Here is a 3080-nt window from a genome sequence, read left to right as displayed (position 1 = left end):
GAAGGTGGGCGATGCCGCTTTTGCGGGGCGGCAGGGTGGCTAGGCGAGCTCCTGGGCGTTTGCGCAGGTGATGCCGGGTCACGCCTGCGCCTGTGCAAGGCCACAGGTCGTACCCCGGTGAGCGCAGCCCCCCCACTCCATTGTCCCGGCCCGGCAGACGATCTGTCGCGCCCGTCATCGAAATTGGGCGCTCCAGGACCGTCTTTCGACACCAAGTAAAAGCCGCCAGAGGTCGGCATTTTGGACGCCGCCTTGTCTCTCTCAATAGTTTCGGACCGTAATGTCCCAAAACAGGGAGCGGTGGGCATTTATGAAAGCGCACCCGAAATAGTCCAACAGCTAACCCTTGCTTACGCCACGTGAGTCCAGGCCAAACTGCGAAAGCCCACCATGGACGGAGGTTTTTATGAGTCGACGCGCCGACTTGATAGCCGAGTCAAATTAGAGCATGCTTGTGTAATGTTAATAACCCACCGCCGCGGATCCGAGGGTACAGACGGGTCGACGCCTGGATCGAATGGTGTTGAGACCCGCACATGGGACCGGGTCCAGCAGCTGCTCGCTGCGGATGGCCCGCTTACCGCTGCCGACCTTGCCTCACGTTTGGGACTGACGCCCGCCGCCGTTCGCCGTCACCTTGACCTGCTCGCCGAGCAAGGCGCCATCGAGGAACGCGAGGTCGCCACAGCCGGTGGCCGTGGCAGGCCGGCCCGCGCGTACGTTCTCTCCGAGGCTGGTCATGCCGGGATGAGTAGTGACTACGCCGATGTGGCCACCTCGGCGTTGCGCTTTCTTGCAGAACACGCCGGTGCGGATGCCGTGGGCGAGTTCGCCCGTGAGCGTAGCGCACAGCTCGAAGCGCGGTATGCCGCACAGCTGCCCCCAACGGGTGGCGATGTGCGCGCTCGCGCACAGGCACTGGCATCGGTCCTGAGCGCTGACGGTTTTGCAGCGTCGATCCGTTCGGCCGAAGAGGGACTGCCCGTGGCCAGCGTGCAGCTGTGCCAGGGGCATTGCCCGGTTTTACACGTCGCAGCCGAGTTCCCGGTTTTCTGCGACGTTGAGACCGAAGTGTTTTCGCGACTGCTGGGAGTGCCGGTTGAACGGCAAACAACACTTGTTGGGGGCGAGCACGTCTGTACGACGGTGATCCCCGTCGACGCTCTTGCCATGCCGACGACGTCCGAAACGAACAACCCAAGTGAAGGGTCTATTGCATGAGTATCAGTGCAGGGATAATTTCCGGAGTGCAGACGATCGCCGACTCCGATAATACGCAGTGTGACGTCGGTGCGAATGAGGCATTCACCACCGAAGAGTCGGCCGCCATCCGTGCCGATTTTCCCATTCTTACGCGTCTGGTCCGTGGCGCTAAACCGTTGGTGTATTTGGATTCCGGGGCGACGTCGCAGAAGCCGCGTCAGGTGCTCGAAGCAGAGCGTTCGTTCTATGAGCAGCACAATGCTGCGGTTCACCGTGGCGCTCATCAACTGGCTGAGGAAGCCACCGACGCGTTTGAGTCTGCGCGAGCGACGGTTGCCCGTTTCATCGGTGCGCACACTCAGGAGGTGGTGTTCACCAAAAACGCGACCGAAGCGCTGAATCTTGTGGCGTATTCCTTCAGCAATGCGGCGGCGGTGGGGGCCATGTACGGCGTCGACACGGATGTTGCGGCGCGCTTCAAGCTCGGCGCGGGAGACGAAATAGTGGTCACTGGGATGGAGCATCACGCCAATCTCGTTCCGTGGCAGGAACTTGCCCGGCGCAGCGGCGCTACCCTGCGCTGGATTGGTGTCACTGACGATGGCCGTCTTGACCTGACCGATCTGGAGACAGTGATTACTGAGCATACCAAGGTGGTCGCATTCACTCAGGTGTCCAACGTTCTGGGTACGATCAATCCTGTTGCAGTCATCGTGGATCGAGCCAGGATGGTCGGTGCATTGACCGTCCTGGACGCCAGCCAGTCGGTACCGCACTTAGCCATTGACGTAGTCGATCTCGGCGTGGACTTCGTCGCTTTCAGCGGCCACAAGATGTTCGGCCCCCTAGGGGTCGGCGTCCTCTGGGGCCGCTACGCTCTCCTGGAAGCCATGCCCCCATTCCTCACCGGAGGCTCGATGATCGAATCCGTCCGCATGGAAGGCTCGACCTACGCCGCACCGCCGCAACGCTTCGAGGCCGGTGTCCCGGTGGCAGCACAGGCCGTAGGCCTGGCCGCTGCCTGCGATTACTTGACCCGCTTGGGTATGTCGCGGGTGAGTGCCCACGAGCACGCCCTGACCGAGGTTCTGCTCGCCGGCCTCGCAAAACGACCGTGGGTTCGAGTCATCGGGCCGATCGACAGCCAAGACCGATCTGGTGTGGTCTCATTCGTGGTCGACGGTGTGCACGCGCATGATGTCGGCCAAATCCTTGACGATGCCGGGGTCGCCGTTCGGGTTGGCCACCATTGCGCCATGCCGCTGCATCAGCGCATGAACGTGGCGGCGACGACACGAGCCAGCTTCGCCGCATACAACACGGTGACCGAGGTCAACGCCCTACTGAACGCTCTCGATCAGGTGCCCGCGGTATTTGGGGTGGCAGCCTAATGGGGTTCGGTCAGGAAATATTCTTGGAGCACTCGGTGCGGGCCGCACTGTGACGTATGTCATCGCGTTGCCGTGCGTGGATGTCAAGGACAGGGCATGTATTGACGAATGCCCGGTCGATTGCATTTATGAGGGCGAGCGCTCGCTCTACATCCACCCCGATGAATGCATCGACTGCGGTGCCTGTGAACCTGTCTGCCCGGTCGAGGCGATCTACTACGAAGACGACGTGCCGGAGCAGTGGGCCGACTATTACAGGGCCAATGTCGAGTTCTTCGACGACATCGGCTCCCCGGGCGGAGCGGCGAAGGTGGGTCCCTATGACAAGGATCACCCGCTCGTGGCCGCCCTGCCACCCCAGGGGCACTGATCGCCCCCAATTGCCCGACAGAAACTTTCAACAACTGACAAGGAGAAGTAGATGAGTGCACCCACAACCACGACGGGGATCTCTGACGAGGTCCGAGAATTAGCAAACCAAGAATA

The 3080-nt window shown here is 61.5% G+C and carries 3 protein-coding genes; all 3 read left to right on the top strand.

Going from position 1 to position 3080, the window contains the following annotated elements:
• Window positions 1–459 precede the first annotated feature (459 nt).
• Genes CXY71_RS00335 through fdxA form a run of 3 tightly spaced genes read left to right on the top strand, consistent with a single transcriptional unit; the run spans window position 460 to window position 2964 of the window.
• Window positions 460–1221: a metalloregulator ArsR/SmtB family transcription factor gene (locus CXY71_RS00335; RefSeq protein WP_104133759.1), complete on the top strand. Its 762-nt coding sequence runs from the start codon at window positions 460–462 to the stop codon at window positions 1219–1221.
• Window positions 1218–2594 carry a SufS family cysteine desulfurase gene (locus CXY71_RS00330; protein WP_104133758.1) on the top strand — a complete coding sequence of 459 codons (1377 nt, stop codon included), beginning with the start codon at window positions 1218–1220 and terminating at the stop codon, window positions 2592–2594. Before CXY71_RS00335 ends, CXY71_RS00330 begins: the two co-directional genes overlap by 4 nt.
• A 49-nt stretch (window positions 2595–2643) precedes the next feature.
• A complete protein-coding gene (fdxA, locus tag CXY71_RS00325; RefSeq protein WP_104133757.1) occupies window positions 2644–2964 on the top strand; it encodes a ferredoxin in 321 nt (106 codons plus the stop codon).
• Window positions 2965–3080: the final 116 nt, after the last annotated feature.

Source organism: Cryobacterium sp. Y62 (genome assembly GCF_002929785.1).
In the GTDB taxonomy this organism is placed as follows: Bacteria; Actinomycetota; Actinomycetes; order Actinomycetales; family Microbacteriaceae; genus Cryobacterium.
This window is presented reverse-complemented; position numbering and strand designations above follow the sequence as displayed.